Consider the following 21,551-nt stretch of genomic DNA (forward strand, 5'->3'; position numbering starts at 1 on the left):
AGACGACGATGGCCATGAAACCCGGCGATATCGAAGACATGATCAAGGCCGGCATTCCCGGCGCCACAGTAACGATCCGCGACCTTGCCGGCGACGGCGATCACTATGCGGCTGAGGTGGTCTCCGAGGCATTCCGCGGCAAGACACGCGTGCAGCAGCACAAGATGGTCTATGACGCCCTGCAGGGAAACATGGGCGGCGTACTGCACGCCCTGGCGCTGCAGACGTCCATACCGGAGTAACAAGGATTGCCGGTTCCTAGAGGACCGGCAGTTTCTTCTGGGTGAACTGCGTGAAATCTGACGCCGGCAGCGGGCCAGCCGTCATCAGCGTAAAATCGAAGGGCGCCTTTAGATCCGGCCCCAGCACGTATTGACGGTGAACGCGCAGGAAATCGCGCTTGATCTTCCGGTAGTGGACGTCGCTCAGCATGGTCTTGAAGCGCACGAAGATAATATCCCCCTGCCTTTTTTCCGGATGACCGCAAAGCGCCACGACCTTTGTCTTGTAGAAATGGATGGCGTCGGTCAGGCAATGGACCTCGATCAACGAGATCGCCGGACAATCCGCAATCAGCCCTACCCGCGCGCGCAGAACCTTCGCCGAGCGGAACAAAGCGCATTGCAGGATCGCGCTTCCAAGCGTGAGGAAAACTACCCGCTTGCCTTCGAATAACGCAGGCTCCCGCTCGAGCAGAAGGCCGATCACATGGGCTGCCACGGTCGAGCCCATGCTGTGCGACGAGATCACATACTCATCGGCAGGCTCGCGCAGTGCCTCGCGAACCACGACGGCGCAGCGCTCCAGCCAGGCTTGCGCATCGAGGCCACGCAGCCCCGCCATCGCCACAGCCATCTCCCAGTCCGAAAACAGATGCAACGTATGCAGCCTGTCTCTGCGAGGTAGAAACACATACCAAAAGAGCACTGCAGCAAGCGGCATACTGAAAAGCAGGCTCCAGGCACCAAGCCCCAGATAATAGGGCACAGCGGCTATCAGCATGCCTGCGGCAAATGCCGCCATCACCAGCAGGAATGGAAAGACGAAGAACAATCCGAAGCGCCATGCATGGCGGAAGTAGCCGCCCATTCCGCCGCCGACGACGACGCGGAGCGCTGCGAGATACCCGAAGCCGAGGCGGGTGAGGAGGTTGCGGCTGTTGAGACCCGATACGAGATCATTGTGATCGAAAATATGCACGCGGCTTTTGGTCTGCCAGTCACTGGCACTGGCACTAACATCGAAATACGAGGTGGCGCCAGTGCGCTTGAAATCGCCGATAGCGGCATCGTAGCCCCAAACCTCGGCGCTCTGCTTTGCCGAACGTGCGTAACGCGCCCTGTGGGCCGCAGCGTCGAGCGGCTCGAAACCCGGAAAATGCAGGACGACCCGCTTCTGAACCTTTGTCATCGACGTCCATCAATGTCGCGAGAGCCGCGACGAACACAAGTTATCAGGAGGCCCGGCAGGACTGGAAAGACACACTGCATGGCAAGGTGGTTTGCTAGACGAAGTCGCTCGATATTCATAGCCGCGATGTTTCGGCAGGTATCATTTGGTCCAACCCCGCCTCGCCCATCAGCCGCTAAAAAAGGCAATGCCGCACTATTGCGGCTGGAATTTGAGCGACCACATGCTATGTAAGACGAACAATCGACGATGCGGGCCTTGAACCCGCATGTGAAAGGATAATCTGATGAGCGGCATCAACGAATTGATCGACAATGAAGTGAAGAGCAGCGACGTCGTTCTGTTCATGAAGGGCACACCGCAGTTTCCGCAGTGTGGCTTCTCCGGAAAAGTCGTGCAGATCCTTGATTACATCGGTGTCGACTACAAGGGCGTCAATGTCCTTGCCGACGCTGAAATCCGTCAGGGCATCAAGGACTATTCGAACTGGCCGACTATCCCCCAGCTCTACGTCAAGGGTGAGTTCATCGGCGGCTGCGACATCATCACCGAGATGTTCCAGGCCGGCGAACTCCAGCAGCATTTCCAGGAACACGGCGTCCCCGTCCGCGTTGCCTGATCGGGCACCGGGCACCCGCCCGGTTTCCATTGTCCAGTCCATCTGCTAGGCGCTGCCTCATAGGCAGCGCCTCAGCTCGTCTATGGGAATGAAATCCGTGGCAAACTCCTCCGAAGCCATGTCCGCTGGCCGCGTGCCGATGGGCAAACGCGAATTCATCGCGCTGGCTGCACTGCTAATGGCTCTAAACGCGCTTGCGATCGACATCATGCTGCCGGCGCTGCAGCAGATCGGCGCCAGCCTCGGCGTCGAAAATGAAAATCATCGGCAATACATCGTCTCGGCCTATCTCATGGGCTTTGGCGGCGCACAGCTTGTATACGGTCCGCTTTCGGACCGCTTCGGACGGCGCGTGCCGTTGATTGCCGGCGTGGTCATCTACATCCTGTCGTCGCTCGGCATTGCCTTCATTCCCTCGTTCTTCGGCCTGCTGGCACTGCGTTTCGTCCAGGGGCTGGGAGCTGCCGCCACGCGCGTCATCACCATTTCCATCGTCCGCGACATCTATGGCGGCAGGCAGATGGCCGAGGTCATGTCGCTGATCATGATGGTATTCATGATCGTGCCGGTAATTGCGCCGGGATCTGGCCAGATCATTATGCTTTTTGCCAGCTGGCACATGATCTTCGTATTTATCGCCGCCATCGCGTCCTGCGTGCTGGTCTGGGTCTACTTCCGCATGCCGGACACGCTGCATGCCGAGGACGTGCGCCCCTTCACGGTAAAATCGATCCTGGCCGGCTTTGCGATCGTTCTCTCGAACCGCACCGCGCTCTGCTATACGCTCGCCAGCACCTTCATATTCGGGGCGCTGTTCGGCTTTATCAACTCCGCCCAGCAGATCTATGTCGGCATCTACAAGCTCGGTGTCTACGCACCACTGGCCTTTGGGGGTGTCGCCCTTTTCATGGCGTCTGCATCCTTTGCCAACTCGCAACTGGTCGGGCGCTTCGGTATGCGCCGCCTGTCGCACGCCTCGCTGATCGGCTTTAGCGTCATTACCTTCGTTTGGCTGGTCGTACAGCTGTCCTTCGCGTCGCCGATGCCATTTCCGCTGTTCATCGTCTTCTTCGCGCTGGTGATGTTCCAGTTCGGCCTGATCGGCTCGAACTTCAACGCGCTGGCCATGGAGCCGCTCGGTCACGTCGCCGGGACCGCCTCGTCCGTGCTCGGCTTCATGAGCACCGTCGGTGGCGCCCTGATCGGCGCGGCCATCGGCCAGTCCTTCGACGGAACGGCGACGCCGATGGTGGTGGGCTACTTCACGGTGTCGCTGATCGCTCTCGGTTTCGTCCTATATGCCGAGCGCGGCAAGCTTTTCCGGCCGCACAACGCACCCGTCGTCAACGATCCCTCCCTCGCCCACTGACAGGCCTCACATGACCCAGCCGATAACATCGAACGACGTGGCGCCGGGAGGATCGGAGCGCATCGGTCTGGGACTGGTGGAGTTCATCGTCACCATCGCCCTGATGACCGCCAGCGTGTCTCTGGCGATCGACAGCATGCTGCCGGCGCTACCCAGGATCGGCGCAGCGCTCGGCGTGCCCACCGCCAACGACACCCAGCTGGTGATCGGCGTGTTCTTCTTCGGCTTCGGCCTGGCGCAGCTCGTCTTCGGCAGCCTGTCAGACACCTATGGGCGCCGCAACATCCTTCTCGGCGGCCTTGTCTTCTACGTCATCACGATGTTCGCCGCAGCCTGGACCGACAGTTTCGCGGTCCTCCTCGCGCTACGTTTCGCGCAAGGCGTGGGTGCCGCCGCCGTCCGCATCACCACGATGGCAATGGTCCGCGATTGTTTCGGCGGACGCGAGATGGCGCGGGTCATGTCCTTCGTGATGATCGTCTTCATGATCGTCCCCATCGTCGCCCCGGCCCTCGGCCAGCTGATCATCACCTTTGCGACCTGGCCGTGGATCTTCATTTTGCTCGGCAGCGCCGGCGCGGTGTTGCTGGTCTGGGCGTTTTTCCGGATGAACGAATCCCTGCCCCTGACGGAGCGGCTGCCGCTATCGACGCGCTCCGTGCTGTCAGGCTTCCGCACCGTGCTCACCAACCGCATCACCTGCGGCTACATGCTCGGCATGACGCTGTTTACTGGTGTCATCTGCGCCTATGTGATGTCGGTGCAGCAGGTGTTCGGTGAAGTCTTCGGTCTCGGCGACTGGTTGCCATTAGCCTTTGCCGCAAGCGCCGGCGGCATTGCGATCGCCAATTTCGCCAATGGCTTCTTCGTCCGCCGTTTCGGGATGCGGCGCATCTCCCACGCGGCCATGATCCTGTTCACGATCATCGCCGCTTGCGGTTTTGTATTCGCGCTGGCGATGCCACCGAGCTTCATCGTCACATATCTGCTGATTTCGTCGCTGCTGGTGATGTTCGCCGTCATCGCCACCAATTTCACCGCCATCTGCCTGGAGCCAATGGGCCACCTTGCGGGCACCGCCACTTCGATCACCGGCTTCGTCTCGACGACCGGCGGCGCGCTGGTCGGCGGCGCGGTCGGCCAGCTGTTCGACAGCACGACGCGGCCGCTGTTTGCAGGATTTGCAATCTTCGGCGCGCTGACGATCGCGGCCGTCCTATGGGCTGAAAATGGCAAGCTGTTTTCCCACCCCGGCGACGATCCCGTCCTCGACCCCGGCGCCATGCACGGCTGAAACGCCAGCCTCAGAGCGTGAAGACCTCACGGCGCAGCGTCTCCCAGGATGCCTTGTCCGGCGTGATCAGCAGCCCGCCGTCTGAGTGGTGGGGCAGGTAGCGAGATCTATCGAAGCGCGCCGCATAGGCACCCGCCTCCTCGCTGATCAGCACGCCGGCCAGATGGTCCCAGGGCAGGATCTTGTTGTACATCAGGTAATGCACGTGGCCGCCGGCAAAGGTGCGGTATTCATGCGCCGCGCAGCGATAGTTGGAAGCAAAGCGCACCTTAGCGAGATTACCCATGACCTCGGCGCGCTTGCTCTTGTCGATGAAGCCCGTCGAGGCAAAACCGGTCATCTGCTCCAGTGGCACCGGCGCTGCCACGGACAGGCGCTCCGCCTCGCCGCCTGGCCTGCGGAGCCAGGCGCCGCTACCTTTTTCCGCCATCACCCAGTCGTCGCCCATCGGATCGAATATGATCCCGGCGATGGTTTCACCTCGAACGACCACCGACGCCATGACGCCGAAGGCAGGAACGCCTGCGGCAAAGTTGAATGTGCCGTCGACCGGATCGACGATGATCGCAAGATCCGCGCCCTCAAGCTTGCCGAGAAGATCCGGGTCGGCCGCGACCGATTCCTCGCCGATGAACACCGCCTCCGGCCAGAGCCTCTCGACCTCGGCCTTGATCATCCGCTCGGCCTGCTCGTCGGCCTCGGTCACCAGATCGGTCGCTTCCGACTTTATACGGATATCGCCGGCACCGAGACGACGGAAGCGCGGCAGGATTTCAGCCTGCGCCGCGTTTCGCAGCAGGTTGGCGAGAACGGTGATGTCGACGGTCGCGGTCATGGCAGTGTTCCTCGATTGATGTCAGAGACCGATGATCTCCCGGCGAACCGCTTCCCAGCTCTCCCGGTCGGCAGCGGCAATGATGCCGCCGGTCATTTCGCCCGGTGGATGGGCCGAGCCGTCAAAGCGGGCGCTATAGCCACCCGCCTCGCGGTGGATCAGCAGCCCGGCCAGATGATCCCAGGGATTGAGCTTTTCATGGGCCACGAAGTCGATCTTGCCTGACGACAGCATCCAGTACTCATGGGCCGAGCAGTTGTAGTAGAAGCTCATCCGGATCTTGGCCATGTTGCTGGCAATTCGCGAACGTTCCGGCTCGCCCATATGCGCCCAGGCGACGATACCGGTCATGGAAGAAACGGGTTTCGGCGCAGCGACCCGCAGCCGCTGGGAACTGCCGTTGCTACGCGTCAGGTGCGCGCCTCCGCCGGCAACCGCAGTGATGGTGTCGCCGAGAACAGGATCATGGATAATGCCCGCCACGGTCTCGCCATTTGCGACGACGGCAAGGATGGTGCCGAACATCGGCAGGCCGGCCGCAAAGTTGAAAGTGCCGTCGACGGGATCTATGACGAAGGCAAGTTCCGCGCGGTTCAGGGCAGGCACCACCGAGCGATCGGTATCGTAAGCCTCCTCGCCGACGATGAGCGCTTGCGGGAAACGCTGCCGCAGGGCTTTCGTGATACGCTCCTCGGACAGCAGATCCGCCTGCGTCACGAGGTCGATGGACGATGTCTTTTCGGCGATGTCGGCGGTCTGAAGATTGCGGAAACGCGGCATGATTTCCGCTTCGCCAGCCTGCCGGACCTGTTCGACCAGGAAAGCGATGTCATTTTCGTTAATGGCCATAAAAACCCGATCCCTCACAATATGCTGCGCTGCGGCATAACCGCTATGTCACGACGGTTTTGTGACAGCAAGACCGGAAAAATCGAACAGGGCGGGATCGAGCAGATGCGACGGGTTCACATGCGCCAGGGCGCGTAGCATTGTGTCCTTGCGGCCGGGCATGCGGCGTTCGATATCGGCGAGCATATCCTTCATGGCGTTGCGCTGCAGGCCATCCTGCGAGCCGCAGAGATCGCAGGGAATGATCGGGAACTGCATGGCGGCTGCGAACTTCGCAAGGTCGTCCTCGGCGGCATAGGCAAGCGGACGGAGCACCATCAGGTCGCCCTCGTCGTTGAGCAGCTTTGCCGGCATCGATGCCAGACGACCGCCATGAAAGAAGTTCATGAAGAAGGTCTCGAGGATGTCTTCCCGGTGATGCCCGAGCACCAGCGCCTCGCAACCCTCCTCGCGAGCGATGCGATAGAGATTGCCGCGACGCAGCCGCGAGCAGAGCGAACAGTATGTGCCCCCGGCCGGCACTTTTTCCTTCACGATGGAATATGTGTCCCGATACTCGATCCGGTGCGGCACGCCGACCTTCGTCAGGTACTCCGGCAGCACGTGCTTGGGAAAATTCGGCTGCCCCTGGTCGAGATTGCAGGCGATGAGGTCTACCGGCAGCAGCCCGCGCCATTTCAGGTCGAGCAGCAGCGACAGCAGGCCATAGGAATCCTTGCCACCGGAGACACCAACCAGCCAGCGCTTCTGACCCTTCAGCATGTCGAAATCGTCAAATGCCTGGCGCACTTGGCGCAACAGGCGCTTGCGCAGCTTGTTGAAGGATACGGAGCGCGGCGCATCAGCGAAAAGCGGGTGCGCGCCGGCGGCATCCTCGATGTCGGCTTGGATTTCGTCGACCACGGGCATCGCTATGTTCATATCACCATCCATCCAGGGTCGGCTGCCCTTGCCTCAGGCCATAGCAGAACGGCCCACCGAAGACACGCCTCTCAATCGCCAAATACCGACCAGCCGGTACGCGCCGCCAGCATTTCGAGCGCCACTGCGCCCAACTGCGAGTTGCCGACCTTGTTCAGCCCCGGCGACCAGACGGCGATGGAGGCGACCCCGGGCGCGATTGCCAGGATACCGCCGCCGACGCCGCTCTTGCCGGGCAGGCCGACGTGATAGGCAAAGTCACCGGATCCATCGTAATGGCCGCACATCAGCATCAGCGCATTGATGCGCCGCGCCCGCTTCGGCGACACGACGGAATGGCCGGTGACCGGGTTGCTGCCGCGCGCGGCGAGATAGAGCCCCGCCTTCGACAGCTGGCTGCAACTCATGGCCAGTGCGCACTGGTGAAAATAGACGCCCAGTACATGCTCGACGGGATTTTCGATGTTGTGGTAGGCCCGCATGAAATTGGTCAGGGCAAAGTTTCGAAAACCGGTCTGCGCCTCGGAGCGGGCGACGCGGTCGTCGATGAGAATCGATTCGTCATCGGCCAGATACCGCATGAACCGCAGGAACTCGCCGATCACTTCTTTTGGCGCATGGCCGGAGAGAACGACATCGGTAACCGCAATGGCGCCGGCATTGATGAAGGGGTTGCGCGGAATGCCGGCTTCCTGCTCGAGTTGGACGATGGAATTGAAGGCCGAACCCGATGGCTCGCGACCCACTCGTTTCCACAGCTGCTCGCCGATCTTGCCGAGCGCCAGCGTCAGCATGAAGACTTTCGAGATACTCTGGATCGAGAACGACATTTCGGCATCGCCGACGCGATAGACGCGGCCATCGACGGTGGTGATCGCCATGCCGAACTGGCGGACGTCGACCTTGGCAAGCTCGGGGATATAATCGGCAACCTTGCCCTCGCCGAGCCGTGGCAACAGGTCGGCATGAATGCTGTCGAGGATCGCCTGCACGTCGGTCATCGTCGCCTCCGAATAGAAAAAAGCCGCCCCGAGGAGCGGCTTTCCAATAGTATGATAATCGCGTCGATTAACGCGAGTAGAATTCGACGACCAGCTGCGGTTCCATGACGACGGCGTAAGGAACGTCGGTCAGGGTCGGCACGCGGACGAAAGTCGCAACCATCTTGTTGTGGTCGACTTCGATGTAGTCAGGAACATCGCGCTCAGCGAGGCCAACGGCTTCGAGAACGATGACCAGCTGCTTCGACTTCTGACGCACTTCGATAACATCGCCGGCCTTGCAACGGTAGGAACCGATGTTGACGCGGACGCCGTTGACCGTGACGTGGCCGTGGTTGACGAACTGACGGGCAGCAAAGACCGTTGGAACGAACTTGGCGCGATAGACGATCGCATCCAGACGCGATTCCAGCAGACCGATCAGGTTTTCAGACGTATCGCCCTTGCGGCGGTCGGCTTCGGCGAAGATCGCGCGGAACTGTTTTTCGCGCAGGTCGCCGTAGTAGCCCTTGAGCTTCTGCTTGGCGCGCAGCTGAACGCCGAAATCCGAAAGCTTACCCTTGCGGCGCTGACCGTGCTGGCCAGGACCGTATTCGCGACGGTTGACCGGCGACTTCGGGCGGCCCCAGATGTTCTCGCCCATACGGCGATCGATTTTATACTTGGATGATGCGCGCTTGCTCATCGTATTTCCCTATCAAGATGTTCGACCGGTTTGTTGCCAAACCAGATCAAGGAAACACGCCCTCCTCTGAACCCGGTTTTCGGGGTTCCGACAGGTTCCTCACATTCGCGAACGGAGGAGCCACGGGACATGTCAAATGAAACACCGGACATTTCTGCCCGGCGTTGGGCGCTGTTTAGGCAGAAGTCATGGAATTGTCAACAACGGATGCCGCTAGGAAACGCCTGTACCGGCAAAACCGGCACAGGCCAGCCATTCAACCACAAAGCTAGCCTTGAATCACTCGGCTGCCGTCTGTGTCACGCTGACATCGTCGACGGCATTGGCGTCGCCCGGCGCCGTCTGGCAATCGATATCGGGAAAAGCCACGACTCGCCTGCCGGAAAAATCGGTGTGCACCACGACGCTGCCCTGTTCCTCGAAATAGCTGAGCAGGCGTCTGGCGCGTCGGGCGGAGTGCGTGCCGTAGGCGCGCGCGATCCGCGCATCCGACGGGCACGGCTCGCCGCAGATGGCAGCCTTTGCGAGCATCAGGAACACGCCTTGCAGATCGTCGGTGACGCCCTTCGACAACGTCATCGCCGTCGCCCAGTTTTCCGTCTCGGCAGTCACCGGATCGACGCCGGAGCGCGAGATCGCCACCCGGTGACGGAAATCCGGCATCGACAGCGGCGGCCCTGGAATGCGCCGCATGCGCACCCGCACCAGGAACTCCTGGTAGAGCACTGAATCGGTTCGGAAGCCGGAGGCAGGATCGTCGAGGATTTCAGCCAGTACGGCGCCCAGCCGCTCCTGCCGCTCCTCGGGGCTCACATCCGCCTGCTTCGGCCGGGCATCCTCGATCGGCGCCATTGCCGGCGGCACAAACCGCGAAAGCTCGGCCAGGATATCCGTCGTCGGCCTGGGCGTCGGTGTGCGGCGCACGGCAGCGCGCTGGAATTCCTGCGGATCCGGCGTGAAGATCAGGTCCTCGACATCCATCGGCGCATCCGGCAGCGGCATCAGCTTCGGGCTAGACGAGCGCGCCGAGGTTTCCACGGCACCGATGGTGATCGGCATCGGGCGGCGCGAGAGGGCCGGACCAAGCGCTACGAAATGGCCGCGCTGCAGGTCGCGGAACATCTCCGCCTGGCGCCGGTCCATGCCGAGCAGGTCGGCGGCACGCGCCATGTCGATGTCGAGGAAGGTGCGGCCCATCAGGAAGTTCGAGGCTTCGGCCGCCACGTTCTTGGCAAGCTTTGCCAGCCGCTGCGTGGCGATGACGCCGGCGAGCCCGCGCTTGCGGCCACGGCACATCAGGTTGGTCATCGCGCCGAGCGACATCTTGCGGGCATCGTCCGAGACTTCGCCGGCAACGGCGGGCGCGAACATCTGCGCCTCGTCGACGACGACAAGCACCGGATACCAGTATTCGCGGTCGGCATCGAACATGCCGTTCAAAAAGGCGGCGGCGGCGCGCATCTGCTGCTCGACATCGAGCCCCTCGAGCGTCAGGACGCAGGAGACCCGGTGCTGCCGGATGCGCGTCGCAATGCCCGTCAGTTCCGCCTCGCTACGCTCGCCATCGACGATCACATGGCCGAACTTGTCGGCAAGCGTAACGAAATCACCCTCGGGATCGATGATGCATTGCTGCACCCATTGCGCCGATTGCTCCAGCAGGCGCCGCAGAAGATGGGATTTGCCGGAGCCGGAATTGCCCTGCACCAGCAGGCGCGTCGCCAGCAGCTCCTCGATATCGAGCTGGGCGCTGGTCCCGCCGGACGCCGTCCCCATGTCGATGCCGACCTGCAATGCACTACCTCGTTCAGTCTAGACTCAGGAAATGTGAAGCTGCCATTGTTCAGCAACGGCGCGCTTCCGTCTATCAGAGAATTGCCGGGCGTTCGCCGCCGCGTTTGGGAAACCCACAAGGGATTTGCAAAGCGCACGCTGGCGCCGTTCAGTGCGGGCCACAGCCTCTCATGCGGCCTTGTCGTCCAATGGCCTCACCGCTGGATGATCGCGCTTCAAGGCTTGCGCCAGATCGTAATTGCATTGAAGCCCCAGCCAGAAGCGCGCCTTGCTGACGCCGGCCATTTCCAGCCGGACTGCGAGATCCGGGCTTATGGCTGCTCGGCCATTCAGAACGCGCGACAACGATACGCGTGAAATCTTCAGGCGCTCGGCAGCCTCGGTAACGGGAAGCCCCAATGGCAGAAGGAAATCCTGTCGCAACAATTCTCCGGGATGAGGAGGAGATTTCATCATGTCGGGGACCTCTTGGTTATACGCGCTCCATAACAGCACACTAAGCCCTCAGCCCAAACCCCTGCATCAGTCGCCGCGTCGCAAAATCCGGATTGCCCGAGGTGAACACCGCGAAGTCGTCCGCTTCCGGGTGAACGGCATCGGCGAGGACAGGCACGAGGCTGCGGGCGCGGCGGGCGATGGCCTCGGCGGGGTCGAGCCAGTCGACCGGCCAGGGTGCCAGGCGACGGAAGAGGTTGGCCATGAACGGATAGTGGGTGCAGGCGAGCACGACGATGTCGGTCTTGCGACCCTCCTTTTCCACGAAGCATTGGCCGATCTCCTGCAGCACGGCTTCGTCGGAGACCGGTTCGCCCCGGATATAAGCTTCCGCCATCCGCGCCAGGTTTTCCGAGCCGACGAGGCGGACATGGCACTGGGCGGCAAACGACTGGATCAGGTCGCGGGTATAGGCGCGCTTGACGGTTCCAGGCGTCGCCAGCACCGAGACGAGGCCGGAGCGGGTCCGCTCGGCCGCCGGTTTGATGGCTGGCACGGTGCCAACGAACGTCATGTCAGGAAAGGCGGCGCGCAGATCGGCGCCAGCCAGCGTGAAGGCGGTGTTGCAGGCAATGATGCAGATCTCGGGATCGTATTCGGCCAGCAGTCGAGCGAAGAGCGAGATGATGCGGTCTTTCAGCGGCTGCTCTTCCCAGCCGCCATAGGGGAAGCCGGCATCGTCGGCTACATAGACGAAGCCGCGCTCCGGCATCAGCACCCGCGCCTCGCGCAACACGGTCAGGCCGCCGATGCCCGAATCGAAGACCAGGATCGGCTTGGGCTCAGTCGTCGGCGCTGTCATCGACGGGTTTTTCCTTGGCGGCATTGCGCGGTTCGGCGCGGGACACGTTCCGCGGAAAGCGATCCAGCGACGAGATCACGCCACGCATGACACTGATCTCCTGCTCGGTGAACCCTTGCCGCGAAAACACAGCCCGGAGATTGTCGACCATCTTCGGCTTTTTTTCGATGGGATGAAAATAATTCCGCGCGCTCAGCGCTTCCTCGACATGGTCGAACAGCCCCTGAAGCTGCGATTTCGTCGATGGGCGCTGCGGATTGGCGGCAAAGCTGGTGACGCTCAGGTCCTCCATGCCGGACTTCATCCACTCATAGGACATCAGCAGCACGGCCTGGGCGATGTTCAGCGAGGCAAAAGCGGGATTGACCGGGAAAGTGACGATCTCGTCGGCCAACGCCACTTCCTCGTTGCTGAGACCCCAGCGCTCGCGCCCGAACAGAACGCCGCAGCGCTCGCCGGCGACAAAACGCCCCCGCAGTGTCTCCGCAGCCACGACAGGCGAGCGGACAGGCTTGTAGCCGTAGCGCTCGCGGGCCGTCGTGGCATACACGAAATGAAGATCGGCAATAGCTTCTTCCAGGGTCGGAAATACGCGCGTCGCCTCAATGACATGACTGGCATTTGAGGCAGCGGCAGTCGCCTTTTCGTTCGGCCATCCGTCGCGCGGGTTTACGAGACGCAGTTCGGCAAGGCCGAAATTCGCCATGGCGCGCGCCACCATGCCGATATTCTCGCCCATCTGCGGCTCGACCAGTATGATGACCGGCCCCTCGGCCAGCAACGGCTTTTCGCTGTTTGTTCCTGACATGACTATCCTCGATGCGCCGCAGTGGCGAAATTGCTGCCGGAAATACCCGCGAAGGCCCGGAACGGCAAGCCCCGGCTCATGGATAAAGCCGATCGAGCATCGATCCGACCATCTCGATGCCGAGCCGCATGCCGCCGCGCGACAGCGGCAGATGGCGCCCGGTCGCCCGCGCCGACTTGCGGTCGACGAAGAAGCACTCCGAGCCCCTGCCTGAGATAGCATTCAGCCGCTGAAGGTTCTCAGACACATTCAGCGCGATCTCACCATCCGGATCGTCGCGAGAAAAGGCGATATTGCGGGCAAAGACCCGGGCCCAGTAGGTGCAGGCCATCAGAATTGCCAGCGTCTGGCGCACATTGCCCGGTTTGCGCACCAGGCTCCAGGACTGGCCGAGGGGCTTGGCCGCGGTGGTGACGTCGCGGTAGGCGGCATCGAGGTTTTGCGACAGGCGGATCAGCTCCAGGCCCGGACCGCTTCCGCCGGCGGCATCTAGCAAGGCCCGGAGCGCATCGAACCACTTGACCAGCGCCCCATCCAGCACGCCTCGCGTCTTCGCTGGAAAGACCAGGAAGGCAACCGCCGCACCGGCCGTCGCGCCGATGATTGTTTCTCCGATACGTAGTTGCAGCACCTGTAGCGTCAGCGCGCCCGTCATGCCGTAGACCAAACATAGAACGATGGAGATGAAGAAGGTCATGGCCCCGTAGGACACTTGGATAAAGTAGAAGCCGAGAAAGATCGACACGACCGAAAGCAAGATGGCAATGGCGGTATGGCCCGCTACCACCAGCGCCAAGGCCATGCCGACGGCAATCCCCAGCACGGTGCCCATCGAGCGCTGAAACGCCTTCACAGCCGTATCGCCGCGCGAATTGGTGTTGGTGAACACCAGGAACGCCGTTAGCACCGCCCAGAACCAGCGCTCGCGGGACAACAGCAGACCGAAGACCATGGCGATGCCGGTGGCCAGCGTGATCTGCAGTGCCGATCGCATGGCGGCATCGTCGAGCGATAGTCTTGGCCACTTGATGACCGTGCGCGCGCCATTCCCGCCGGCGATATCGCTGAAACCCGTCATGCGGCCGAGAGACAGGGTTTCCGTCAGCGCATCGCGGGCGTCCCGGAGCCAGATCATCGCCCGCATCGTCTCGGAACTGCGCTTGTCCGCCATCGTCTCGAAGCCATCGGTCTCGCGCTCTAGCAGGGCGTCGTCATGGGCAATAACGGCGTGCACCAGCGCAAAGCTCGGCACGGCGCTCTGGCTCATCATGATGGCGCTTTCCGCCGCCAGATGGACGTCGAACAGACGCATGGAGATATCCACGGCCGGTGTATCGCTGGCGAGGGTACCGCTCGCCGGGGTATCGACGGCGGGTGCATCGTCGGACGGCTTGGGAATGAAGCTCTCCGCCATCAGTACGACGTCCTTCAGCCGCTCCTCAGCCTGGAGCAGCGCGCGATGCTCGGCTTCCGAAATCCGACCGTCGCGGACGCTGACCGCAAGTTCGATCAGCATCTGGTTGACCCGGCCGAGCACGCTCTCCAGCGCCCGCAGCAGGTCCTTGCGCCAGTCGTCCGGCAGCAGGACGGATCGCACGCCGTGGGCGACCAGCGACGAGACCACCGAGCCGATCGCCACCAGCGGCATCTCACCCAGCCTGGGCTGGAAATAGGCACCCATGAAATAGGACATAAAGGCGAACATGCCCACCGCATTCCAGCGCACGCCGAGGGCCCTCACCCAGCTTGCGGCAAAGATGATGGCGAGGAAGGCGACATCGCTGATGTAGCGATGGTCCGCGAGCAGCGCTGCCAGTATGACGGCCAGCACGCTGGCCAGGCAGCCGATCAGCCGTGTCACCAACTGTTCCGAAGGACGCTTGTCGCGCACGGTGAAGCCGCCCTGGATCGACAGGAGTATCCCGAGTGCATAGGCGACATCGGGCAGCGGCACGATCGTTGAATGGATGACGAAGAGAATGCTGAATGATAGCACCACGGTCAGCGTCACCCGCGAGGCCTGTCGCAGCCGCGAAAATGCCGGGTCGTTGGCGGCCAGCCAATCACGAAACCGATGGGCGATGTGCATCAGGATCCTTCGTCGTTAAACGCATCGCCAGCCTGTGGCGTCAGGCTACGGCTGCTTGGCGATATCCTGCATGGCAGCCTTGAGGGAACTCGGCTTACCATTGTCGTCCGTCGTCAGGATGTCGTCGACCACCAGTTTTCCGCCTTCGGTCAGAACCTCGAAGCGAACTTCCGTGAAGGCGTCAGACGCTGCAGCGTCGTCGGCGCCCATGCAGCGCGACTTCTGGAACCGCGCCACCACCTCGGTCTTGCCGCCCGATACAGCCCCGGGAACGATCGTCACGTTCTCGAGCGGACAGGCATCCTGGCTGCCGACAATGACGTCGTAGTCGAACGGCGAGATGCCGTCTTCCGTCGCCGGATAATTCTGGGCGGCCTGGTAGCCACGGATGAAATCGGCGCTGAACAGCTGCCGCAGGTGCGACGCATCGAATATGTCCTGCCAGTCGCCGTCGCCCCCGGCCCAGTTGGCTACCGTCGCATCCATGATGGTCTTCACCGGAGAAACGGCAGGATCTGCGGCGAAGGCGCCGGGCGCCTGGATCAACACAAGGGCGGCGATGAGGTATGCAGGCAGCGATCGGGGCATGGCAATGTCCGTAAACACACAAAATATCGTTGTAAAATCGGCTATATCGGCGAGCCTTACAAGCGCCTCGCACTAGAAAAGCGGTGATTGGCCGGGCAGATTTGACGCGCAAAAAGGCGAATTCTGCGCCCTTCCCGGCTTTGCCTCGGCGCCCCGCGGTGCTATAGCGCTCGAGACTTCAAGTCCAACACACCGGGCCGCCCGGCCATAAGCAGAACGAGGCAGATATATGGAAAAGATCAAGGTTGCAAACCCCGTCGTCGATCTCGACGGCGACGAGATGACCCGCATCATCTGGCAGTTGATCAAGGATAAGCTCATCCTTCCCTACCTCGACCTCGACATCCAGTATTACGATCTGTCGGTCGAAAATCGCGACGCCACGAACGACCAGGTGACGATCGACGCAGCCCACGCCATCAAGAAATACGGCGTCGGAATCAAGTGCGCGACGATCACTCCGGACGAAGACCGCGTCAAGGAATTCAACCTGAAGCAGATGTGGAAGTCGCCGAACGGCACGATCCGCAACATCCTCGGCGGCGTCATCTTCCGCGAGCCGATCATCTGCGAAAACGTGCCGCGCCTCGTTCCCGGCTGGACCAAGCCGATCGTCGTCGGCCGTCACGCCTTCGGCGACCAGTACAAGGCCACCGACTTCAAATTCCCGGGCAAGGGCAAGCTGTCGATCAAGTTCGTCGGCGAAGACGGCGCCGTCATCGAGAAGGAAGTCTACGACGCACCGGGCGCCGGCGTGGCTCTGGCCATGTACAACCTCGACGAATCGATCCGCGATTTCGCCCGCGCTTCGCTGAACTACGGCCTGATGCGCAAGTGGCCCGTCTATCTGTCGACCAAGAACACCATCCTGAAAGCCTATGACGGTCGCTTCAAGGATATCTTCCAGGAAGTCTTCGACGCTGAATTCAAGACCCAGTTCGATGCCCTGAAGATCACCTACGAGCACCGCCTGATCGACGACATGGTCGCCTCGGCTCTCAAGTGGTCCGGCGGTTATGTCTGGGCTTGCAAGAACTACGACGGCGACGTCCAGTCCGACATCGTCGCCCAAGGCTTTGGCTCGCTCGGCCTGATGACCTCGGTGCTGCTGTCGCCAGACGGCCAGACCGTGGAAGCAGAAGCAGCCCACGGCACCGTGACCCGCCACTACCGCCAGCACCAGAAGGGACAGGAGACATCGACGAACTCGATCGCCTCGATCTTCGCCTGGACACGTGGCCTCGCTCACCGCGCCAAGCTCGACGACAACGCAGCGCTCGCAAAGTTTGCAGCGACGCTCGAAACCGTCTGCGTCGACACGGTCGAAAGCGGCTTCATGACCAAGGATCTGGCCCTGCTCATCGGCCCCGACCAGCCCTGGCTGTCGACGACTGCCTTCCTCGACAAGGTCGATGAAAATCTCCAGAAGGCAATGGCATAAGCCATTATCTTAATGTGATCGGCGGACGGCGGGGACTTCCCCGCCGTTTCCATATCTGCAGGCCGGAGACCGGATCCGATGACCAACACCATTCGTCCGCTGAAGCTTGACGACCGCACCGCCTGGGAGCCGCTCTGGCAAGCCTACCAGCGCTTCTACGAGGTCGAGCTCCCGCCGGAAACGACAAACCGGACATGGGCGCGATTTCATGACCCAAACGAGCATATGCAGGCGCTCGGCGCTTTCGATGACTTTGGCCGGCTGGTGGGCATCGTCCACGCCATCTTCCACCGCTCGACGTGGATGCCGGAATGGACCTGCTATCTGCAGGACCTCTATGTCGAGCGCGATCAACGCGGCAAGGGCACGGGTGCAGCCCTTATCGAGGCGGTGGCGGACCTTGCCCGGGCCAATAACGCCGGTCGCCTCTACTGGATGACCCACGAAACCAATACCGCTGCCCAGCGCCTCTACGACCACGTCGCGGCACGATCCGGCTTCATCCAGTATCGCAAGGCCCTATAGCAAGCCATTGTAAAACGAAAAATGGCGGAAGCTGATCGCTCCCGCCATTCCAAATCTTAAAATCTCAGCACCTGTCAGACGGCGAGTGCTGCTGCAACGGCCTCGATCGCCTCGTCGGCCTTGGAGCCATCGGGACCGCCGGCCTGCGCCATGTCTGGCCTGCCGCCGCCGCCCTTGCCGCCAAGCGCCGCAGACGCGGTGCGAACCAGATCGACCGCGCTGAAACGGGCGACCAGATCTTCGGTCACCGCCACCACGGCGCTCGCCTTGCCATCCTCGGAGACGCCGACGAGCACGACGACGCCGGAGCCGATGCTAGTCTTGCCTTCGTCCGCCATGCCCTTCAGATCCTTCGGATCGACGCCGCCGATAGCCCTTCCGAGGAATTTGACGCCGCCGATATCGCGCACTGCATCGGCGCCATCGCTCTGCCCGCCGCCCATTGCAAGCTTGCGCTTGGCATCCGTGAGCTCGCGCTCCAGCTTGCGGCGCTCGTCCATCAAGGCTTCGACGCGGGTGACGACCTCGGCAGGCTGCACCTTCAGCGCTGCTGCCAGAGCTTTGACACGGTCATCCTGCTCGGCCAGATAATCGCGGGCCGAAACGCCCGTGACGGCCTCGATACGGCGCACGCCGGCGCCGACGGCGCTCTCCGAGAGCACCCGGATCAGGCCGATCTGGCCGGTCGCCGTCACATGCGTTCCGCCGCAGAGTTCGATCGAATAGGGCTTGGCAGCCTTCTCGCCGCGCACCGCCGTACCCATCGACACGACACGGACCTCATCGCCGTATTTTTCGCCGAACAACGCCATGGCGCCTTCTGCAATCGCATCGTCGACGCTCATAAGCCGCGTCGACACAGGCGCATTCTGCAGCACGATCTCGTTGGCCATTTCCTCGACGACCTTCAGTTCCTCGACCGACATAGGTTTCGGATGCGAGACATCGAAGCGAAGGCGCTCTGGCGCCACCAGTGAACCCTTCTGAGCGACATGGGTGCCAAGCACCTCGCGCAGCGCCTCGTGCAGCAGATGGGTCGCGGAATGATTGGCGCGCAGCCGGCCGCGGCGATCATGATCGACCGTCAGCACAACGGGGTCGCCGATCTTGATCGTGCCGGTTGCGACGGTCGCCACATGGGCAAACAACCCATCGCCGCGCTTCTGCGTATCGGACACGGTCAGCTTGACGCCCTCGCCGGCAATCACGCCCGTATCGCCCATCTGGCCGCCGGACTCGGCGTAGAAAGGCGTCTGGTTGACGACGATCTGCACCGTCTCGCCCTCGGCAGCGCTGTCTAGAGATACGCCATCGCGGACGATCGCCTGGATTACGCCTTCAGCGGTCTCGGTGTCGTAGCCCAGGAATTCCGTCGCGCCGTTCTTGTCCTTCAGTTCGAACCAGACGGTCTCCGTCGCCTTGTCGCCGGAGCCGGACCAATGGGAGCGGGCCTCGGCCTTCTGGCGGGCCATCGCATCGGTAAAGCTGCCGACGTCGACGGCGATGCCGCGCTCGCGCAGCGCATCCTGCGTCAGGTCAAGCGGGAAGCCGTAGGTGTCGTACAGCTTGAAGGCCGTCTCGCCATCGAGCATATCGCCCTTGCCCATGGTGGCGGTGGCGTCGGACAGCAGTGACAGACCACGGTCGAGGGTCTTGTGGAAGCGGTTTTCCTCGAGCTTCAGCGTTTCCGAAATCAGCGATTCCGCCCGCACCAGCTCCGGATAGGCGCGGCCCATTTCCTGCACCAGCGTCGGCAGCAGCTTGTACATCAGCGGATCGCGGGCACCGAGCAGCTGAGCATGGCGCATGGCGCGGCGCATGATCCGACGCAGCACATAGCCGCGACCTTCGTTTGACGGCAGCACGCCGTCGGCAATCAGGAAGGCCGACGAGCGCAGGTGATCGGCGATGACCCGGTGGCTGGCCCGGTTATCGCCGATAGCCATCACTCCGGTTGCTTCCTCGGAGGCCTCGATCAGCGCCCGGAAAAGATCGATGTCGTAATTGTCGTGCTTGCCCTGCAGCAGCGCCGCCACGCGCTCGAGGCCCATGCCGGTGTCGATCGACGGACGCGGCAGGTCGACCCGCTCGTCCTTTGAAAGCTGCTCGAACTGCATGAAGACGAGGTTCCAGATCTCGATGAACCGGTCGCCGTCTTCGTCGGCGGAACCGGGAGGCCCACCCCAGATATGGTCGCCATGATCGTAGAAGATTTCCGAACAAGGACCGCAAGGGCCGGTATCGCCCATCGCCCAGAAGTTGTCGCTGGTCGGAATGCGGATGATGCGGTCGTCGGACAGGCCGGCGATCTTCTTCCAGAGGTTAAAGGCATCGTCGTCCGTGTGGTAGACCGTCACCAGCAAGCGCTTGGCGTCGATATCGAATTCCTTGGTGATCAGGTTCCAGGCAAGCTCGATGGCCTGCTCCTTGAAATAATCGCCGAACGAGAAATTGCCGAGCATCTCGAAGAAGGTGTGATGGCGGGCGGTGTAGCCGACATTGTCGAGGTCGTTGTGCTTGCCGCCGGCGCGCACACATTTCTGTGCCGAGGACGCAGTCTTGTAAGGGCGCTGTTCCAGCCCCGTGAAAACGTTCTTGAACTGCACCATGCCGGCGTTGGTGAACATCAGCGTCGGATCATTGCGCGGCACGAGCGGGCTCGACGGAACGATCTCGTGCCCATTCGTCTTGAAGTAGTCGAGGAAGGTCGACCGGATTTCATTTACGCCGCTCATGCTATGCCCTTATCGCTGCCGTCGGCAGTCCCCATACAAAATCCACTGGCTTTTATCGCTCGCTCTCGATCCTGTCCAGCCGCACGAACGAAAGCGGTCGCACATCCCGAAAGACGTGCGGCCGACAGCTTGAACTTACCCTTCGACCTTGCGGCCGGTACCGTTACATATCGGCGGCAACGTCGCCGTCGTTGGCATCGGGACCGCCGTTCACCAGCAGCTTGTCGGCGATCAGGCCGGCACTCTGGCGCAGCATCGTCTCGATCTCCTTTGCCAGTTCCGGATTGTCGCGCAGGAAGATCTTGGCGTTCTCGCGACCCTGCCCGAGGCGCTGGCTGTTATAGGAGAACCAGGCACCGGACTTCTCGACGATGCCGGCCTTGACGCCGAGATCGACGAGTTCGCCGGTCTTCGAGACGCCTTCGCCATACATGATGTCGAACTCGACCTGCTTGAAGGGAGGCGCCATCTTGTTCTTGACGACCTTGACGCGCGTCTGGTTGCCGATGACCTCTTCGCGATCCTTGACCGCACCGATGCGGCGGATGTCGAGGCGGACCGAGGCGTAGAATTTCAGCGCGTTACCGCCGGTCGTCGTTTCCGGCGACCCGAACATCACGCCGATCTTCATGCGGATCTGGTTGATGAAGATGACCATCGTGTTCGACTTCGAGATCGACGCGGTCAGCTTGCGCAGCGCCTGGCTCATCAGGCGTGCTTGCAGGCCTGGCAGGCTGTCGCCCATTTCGCCTTCGATTTCAGCTCGCGGCGTCAAGGCCGCAACGGAGTCGATGACCAGAACGTCGATGGCGCCGGAGCGTACCAGCGTGTCTGTGATTTCGAGAGCCTGCTCGCCGGTGTCGGGCTGCGAGATCAGGAGGTTCTGGAGATCGACGCCGAGCTTGCGGGCATAGACCGGGTCGAGCGCATGTTCGGCGTCGACGAAGGCGCAGATGCCGCCCTTTTTCTGGGCTTCGGCAATGGTCTGCAGCGCCAGCGTCGTCTTGCCCGAGCTTTCCGGTCCATAGATCTCGACGATACGCCCCTTCGGCAATCCACCGATGCCAAGTGCGATATCGAGGCTCAAGGAGCCCGTGGATACTGTCTCGATCTCGACGATGCTTTCATTCGAGCCGAGCTTCATGATCGAGCCCTTGCCGAATGCCCTCTCGATCTGAGAGAGTGCGGCTTCGAGCGCCTTGCTTTTGTCCACCGATTTTTCCTCTACGAGCCGCAAACTATTCTGTGACATGAGATCCACCTTTAGGTTATTGAAGCCGCACAGGCAATG

At 61.9% G+C, this 21,551-nt stretch carries 20 protein-coding genes; 6 read left to right on the forward strand and 14 right to left on the reverse strand.

The window, feature by feature from the left end; genetic code table 11:
- Positions 1 to 8: 8 nt before the first annotated feature.
- On the forward strand, positions 9 to 242 hold the full coding sequence (locus tag J5274_RS13390; protein WP_142822835.1) for a BolA/IbaG family iron-sulfur metabolism protein: 234 nt from the start codon (positions 9 to 11) through the stop codon (positions 240 to 242).
- 16 nt (positions 243 to 258) lie between these two features.
- Here J5274_RS13390 and J5274_RS13395 read toward each other — a convergent pair whose 3' ends face one another.
- Positions 259 to 1,410: a hypothetical protein gene (locus J5274_RS13395; protein ID WP_142822837.1), complete on the reverse strand. Its 1,152-nt coding sequence runs from the start codon at positions 1,408 to 1,410 to the stop codon at positions 259 to 261.
- Positions 1,411 to 1,696: 286 nt separating this feature from the next.
- Between J5274_RS13395 and grxD the strand changes: the two genes are divergently transcribed.
- The 3 genes from grxD (at position 1,697) to J5274_RS13410 (ending at position 4,692) form a co-directional block, all read left to right on the forward strand.
- On the forward strand, positions 1,697 to 2,029 hold the full coding sequence (gene grxD / locus J5274_RS13400) for a Grx4 family monothiol glutaredoxin (RefSeq protein WP_142822838.1): 333 nt from the start codon (positions 1,697 to 1,699) through the stop codon (positions 2,027 to 2,029).
- A gap of 139 nt (positions 2,030 to 2,168) precedes the next feature.
- Positions 2,169 to 3,398, forward strand: a complete 1,230-nt coding sequence (locus J5274_RS13405) for a multidrug effflux MFS transporter (RefSeq protein WP_142823588.1) — start codon at positions 2,169 to 2,171, stop codon at positions 3,396 to 3,398.
- 10 nt (positions 3,399 to 3,408) lie between these two features.
- Positions 3,409 to 4,692: a multidrug effflux MFS transporter gene (locus J5274_RS13410; protein WP_219274634.1), complete on the forward strand. Its 1,284-nt coding sequence runs from the start codon at positions 3,409 to 3,411 to the stop codon at positions 4,690 to 4,692.
- A gap of 10 nt (positions 4,693 to 4,702) precedes the next feature.
- Here the strand turns inward: J5274_RS13410 and J5274_RS13415 are convergent, their stop codons facing one another.
- The 11 genes from J5274_RS13415 to J5274_RS13465 form a co-directional block, all read right to left on the reverse strand.
- Entirely contained in the window at positions 4,703 to 5,527 is an 825-nt protein-coding gene (locus tag J5274_RS13415; protein WP_142822842.1) for an inositol monophosphatase family protein, read from the reverse strand.
- Positions 5,528 to 5,548: 21 nt separating this feature from the next.
- Positions 5,549 to 6,376, reverse strand: a complete 828-nt coding sequence (locus tag J5274_RS13420) for an inositol monophosphatase (RefSeq protein WP_142822843.1) — start codon at positions 6,374 to 6,376, stop codon at positions 5,549 to 5,551.
- Between the two features lie 48 nt (positions 6,377 to 6,424).
- The gene (ttcA, locus tag J5274_RS13425) at positions 6,425 to 7,297 is read right to left on the reverse strand and encodes a tRNA 2-thiocytidine(32) synthetase TtcA (RefSeq protein ID WP_142822845.1); all 873 of its coding nucleotides are present in this window, start codon (positions 7,295 to 7,297) and stop codon (positions 6,425 to 6,427) included.
- Between the two features lie 71 nt (positions 7,298 to 7,368).
- A complete protein-coding gene (locus tag J5274_RS13430; protein ID WP_142822846.1) occupies positions 7,369 to 8,298 on the reverse strand; it encodes a glutaminase in 930 nt (309 codons plus the stop codon).
- A 67-nt stretch (positions 8,299 to 8,365) separates the two neighbouring features.
- Complete coding sequence (gene rpsD, locus J5274_RS13435; RefSeq protein ID WP_111221875.1) at positions 8,366 to 8,983, reverse strand: 30S ribosomal protein S4; 618 nt, start codon at positions 8,981 to 8,983, stop codon at positions 8,366 to 8,368.
- Positions 8,984 to 9,262: 279 nt separating this feature from the next.
- On the reverse strand, positions 9,263 to 10,777 hold the full coding sequence (locus J5274_RS13440) for an ATP-binding protein (protein WP_142822848.1): 1,515 nt from the start codon (positions 10,775 to 10,777) through the stop codon (positions 9,263 to 9,265).
- A gap of 168 nt (positions 10,778 to 10,945) precedes the next feature.
- Entirely contained in the window at positions 10,946 to 11,233 is a 288-nt protein-coding gene (locus J5274_RS13445; RefSeq protein WP_142822850.1) for a HigA family addiction module antitoxin, read from the reverse strand.
- Positions 11,234 to 11,273: 40 nt separating this feature from the next.
- Positions 11,274 to 12,074: a glutamate racemase gene (gene murI, locus J5274_RS13450; RefSeq protein WP_142822851.1), complete on the reverse strand. Its 801-nt coding sequence runs from the start codon at positions 12,072 to 12,074 to the stop codon at positions 11,274 to 11,276.
- On the reverse strand, positions 12,055 to 12,882 hold the full coding sequence (locus J5274_RS13455) for an RNA methyltransferase (RefSeq protein ID WP_142822853.1): 828 nt from the start codon (positions 12,880 to 12,882) through the stop codon (positions 12,055 to 12,057). Before J5274_RS13455 ends, murI begins: the two co-directional genes overlap by 20 nt.
- 76 nt (positions 12,883 to 12,958) lie before the next feature.
- Entirely contained in the window at positions 12,959 to 14,971 is a 2,013-nt protein-coding gene (locus tag J5274_RS13460) for an FUSC family protein (RefSeq protein WP_142822855.1), read from the reverse strand.
- 45 nt (positions 14,972 to 15,016) lie between these two features.
- Positions 15,017 to 15,559: a hypothetical protein gene (locus tag J5274_RS13465; RefSeq protein ID WP_142822857.1), complete on the reverse strand. Its 543-nt coding sequence runs from the start codon at positions 15,557 to 15,559 to the stop codon at positions 15,017 to 15,019.
- Between the two features lie 229 nt (positions 15,560 to 15,788).
- On the opposite strand from J5274_RS13465, the gene J5274_RS13470 reads away from it, so the two are divergent.
- Together J5274_RS13470 and J5274_RS13475 are read left to right on the forward strand one after the other, a co-directional pair.
- Entirely contained in the window at positions 15,789 to 17,000 is a 1,212-nt protein-coding gene (locus J5274_RS13470) for an NADP-dependent isocitrate dehydrogenase (RefSeq protein WP_111221868.1), read from the forward strand.
- A gap of 78 nt (positions 17,001 to 17,078) precedes the next feature.
- On the forward strand, positions 17,079 to 17,525 hold the full coding sequence (locus J5274_RS13475; protein ID WP_142822858.1) for a GNAT family N-acetyltransferase: 447 nt from the start codon (positions 17,079 to 17,081) through the stop codon (positions 17,523 to 17,525).
- 74 nt (positions 17,526 to 17,599) lie between these two features.
- On the opposite strand, the gene alaS is transcribed toward J5274_RS13475, so the two are convergent.
- Positions 17,600 to 20,260 carry an alanine--tRNA ligase gene (alaS, locus tag J5274_RS13480; RefSeq protein WP_142822860.1) on the reverse strand — a complete coding sequence of 887 codons (2,661 nt, stop codon included), beginning with the start codon at positions 20,258 to 20,260 and terminating at the stop codon, positions 17,600 to 17,602.
- Between the two features lie 163 nt (positions 20,261 to 20,423).
- On the reverse strand, positions 20,424 to 21,512 hold the full coding sequence (recA, locus tag J5274_RS13485; RefSeq protein WP_111221865.1) for a recombinase RecA: 1,089 nt from the start codon (positions 21,510 to 21,512) through the stop codon (positions 20,424 to 20,426).
- Positions 21,513 to 21,551 lie beyond the last annotated feature (39 nt).

The organism is Rhizobium sp. L51/94, from assembly GCF_019355555.1.
GTDB lineage: Bacteria > Pseudomonadota > Alphaproteobacteria > Rhizobiales > Rhizobiaceae > Rhizobium > Rhizobium rhododendri.